Below are 2,465 nucleotides of genomic sequence, written 5' to 3'. Positions count from 1 at the left end.
CACGATCGCCAGATAGCTGAGTTTGCCTCTCTTTTTGTCAACGCTGCTGGATCGGTTGAGCAAATTATACTGCGGTGTCTTCGACCGATATCGATGACTGAGAGTGTGAGAATTCTTAGACAGGCTCATGAGCCGTCTCTTTGAGTTCGCCTGGCAGGTCGACTCGTTCGATGGCCAGCGAGTGGTATCGCCCGACTTCGAATGTGTCGTTGATTCCTTCATACAAGCTCGTTCCTGCGTGGCATACTTCAGATGACTTTCCATGCACGACGTCTGGGGCGTGTCCCACAGGTGCCCCGTTGGCTGCACACAGCGCTTGGTGTCCGAGACAAACCCCGAGAGTCGGGTACGTCGTCTCTGCGAAGATATCGATCGAGACTCCTGCCTCCGTCGGTGTGCCCGGGCCGGGCGAAACAACGATACCGTCCGGGTCGAGCTCACGGATACCTGCGATACCAATCTCGTCGTTGCGCCGAACGGTGACGTCATCGAATGTTCCGACGTACTGGACGAGGTTGTACGCAAACGAATCGTAGTTATCGATTACGAGTATCATCGGCTCCCCTCAATTGAATCGGTAGACGACTCGACGGCGAAAGATCCCTGCTCACCCAGTGCTCTATCGACGGCTGTTACTAGTGCTCGCGCTTTGTCCAGTGTTTCTTGATACTCGGCCTCTGGGATTGAGTCGTACACTACGCCGCTTCCAACCCGGAGCCGGTACTCACCTTTGTGGCGTACCAGAGTTCGAATCGTGATGTTTAGGGTTGCCCGATTGTCGAAGCCGAATACACCAATGCTTCCAGTGTATGGCCCTCTTCGCGTTGTCTCGACCTCGTCAATAATCTCCATTGTCCGAGGTTTTGGTGCCCCTGTAATCGTTCCCCCAGGAAAGACGGCCGCGACTGCATCGGCGATATTCACAGTCGAGCGCGTCTTTCCCTCAACGAGCGAGACGAGGTGCATCACCTCGGAGTACCGATCTACACGGCGGTACTCCGAAACGTCTACACTTCCGTAATCGCTTACCTTTCCGAGATCATTTCGCTCAAGATCGACAAGCATTGCGTGCTCGGCACGCTCTTTTTCATCATTGCGCAGATCCTGTTCATACCGCTCGTCTTCGAGTTCTGTGTCACCACGTGGGCGCGTCCCGGCAATCGGTTCGGTGAGTAACTGATCACCGTCGACGTCTAACAACAGTTCAGGACTTGCACTAACAAGATCAACTCCAGGAAACTCCAACAGTCCTGAGTAGGGTGCTGGATTTACGCGTCGAAGGGCCTCGTACGCGTTGACTGGATGAACGGCCGCTGGGGCAGTCAGGCGGTGGGAAACGTTTGTTTGGAAGGTATCTCCATCGCGAACGTACTGCTTAATTTTTTGGACACAATCTCATACCAACGACAATCGGAGTATTGTTATGGGCGTCCGTCACGTTGATCGGCCACACGTCGGAGTCCAGTTTCACCCCGAGAGTATCCTTACTGGGGCCGGCCTTCGCATCATCGAAAACTTTTGCAATGATATAGTAAGGTAGCCGATGCATAATTTACCAATATTTTGTTATAATATGCAACAGGTCGTCTGATAACCAAGATTTAACAGACTACCCGCAAAAGGCCAATTCATGAAGCGTGTTATCAGCACGGATAATGCACCAGCCGCGGTCGGCGCGTATAGTCAAGCGGCTACGAATGGAAGCATCCTCATCACTGCCGGTCAGTTGCCCCTGACGACCGATGGCGAGTTACTCGATGAGGAGTCTGTCACCGATCAGACGCGTCAGTGTCTCAAAAACGTCGAGGCAATTCTTGAGTCCGAGGAGCTCTCATTCGACGATGTACTAAAGACTACTGTCTTTCTCGACGACATCGACGATTTTGACGCGTTCAATGAGGCCTATAGTGAGTTTTTTGATTCAGAGCCACCAGCACGGAGTGCTGTCGGCGTTGGATCGGTGCCAAAGGGGGCTGCAGTCGAAATTGAAGCGATCGCGACAATAGCGTAACCGATAGGTCGCTTGGAATTTGTATGCAAGTACTGTATGGAATAACACAATTTTGAGACGCGACCCGTACTTGCTGAGGTGGCGGGTCAGAACAGACCCGTAATGTTGCCGTCCGCGTCTATGTCCATGTCGGCAGCTGCAGGCGACGCCGGGAGACCTGGCATGGTCAGTGCGTCAGCAGTGAGTGCGACAAGGAAACCGGCCCCAGCAGACGGGTAGATCTCGCTGATCTCAAGTTCCCAACCCTCAGGGGCACCTTTCTGACTCGCGTCGTCGCTTAGCGAGTGAAATGTCTTGGACATGACGACTGGGTTTTCATCGAAGCCAACAGCCTGTCCAAGAAACACCGACAGAAACGTCAGATTCTGTAGCTCTTGAGCGTTCATCACGGCAAATTTATCTAGCTGAAAACACTATACTGCGTAAGGATTTACTCGTGACGTTTAATTTTATC

General features: G+C 52.7%; 1 protein-coding gene and 4 pseudogenes. 2 read left to right on the top strand and 3 right to left on the bottom strand.

Going from position 1 to position 2,465, the window contains the following annotated elements; genetic code table 11:
- Positions 1-127: 127 nt before the first annotated feature.
- A pseudogene (locus tag O2S87_RS18485) lies at positions 128-556 on the bottom strand (anthranilate synthase component II); the annotation flags it as partial.
- Positions 553-1,395: pseudogene (locus O2S87_RS18480) on the bottom strand (anthranilate synthase component I family protein); the annotation flags it as partial. The pseudogenes O2S87_RS18480 and O2S87_RS18485, both read right to left, overlap by 4 nt.
- Between O2S87_RS18480 and O2S87_RS18475 the strand changes: the two are divergent.
- A pseudogene (locus tag O2S87_RS18475) lies at positions 1,394-1,540 on the top strand (glutamine amidotransferase-related protein); the annotation flags it as partial. The pseudogenes O2S87_RS18480 and O2S87_RS18475 overlap by 2 nt on opposite strands.
- Before the next feature lie 90 nt (positions 1,541-1,630).
- Positions 1,631-2,011, top strand: coding sequence for a Rid family detoxifying hydrolase (locus O2S87_RS18470; protein ID WP_475410189.1), 381 nt, complete (start codon positions 1,631-1,633; stop codon positions 2,009-2,011).
- Between the two features lie 86 nt (positions 2,012-2,097).
- Here O2S87_RS18470 and O2S87_RS18465 read toward each other — a convergent pair.
- Positions 2,098-2,334 (bottom strand): annotated as a pseudogene (locus O2S87_RS18465) (formate--tetrahydrofolate ligase); the annotation flags it as partial.
- Between the last annotated feature and the right edge of the window lie 131 nt (positions 2,335-2,465).

Source organism: Halohasta sp. A2 (assembly GCF_056175805.1).
The sequence above is the reverse complement of the archived record's forward strand: the minus strand, read 5'-3'. Positions and strand labels throughout refer to the sequence as shown.

What these genes read in the sequence shown, in the direction of transcription:
- O2S87_RS18470 (WP_475410189.1), top strand. Translation starts at nt 1,631, where the DNA reads ATGAAGCGTGTTATCAGCACGGATAATGCACCAGCCGCGGTCGGCGCG.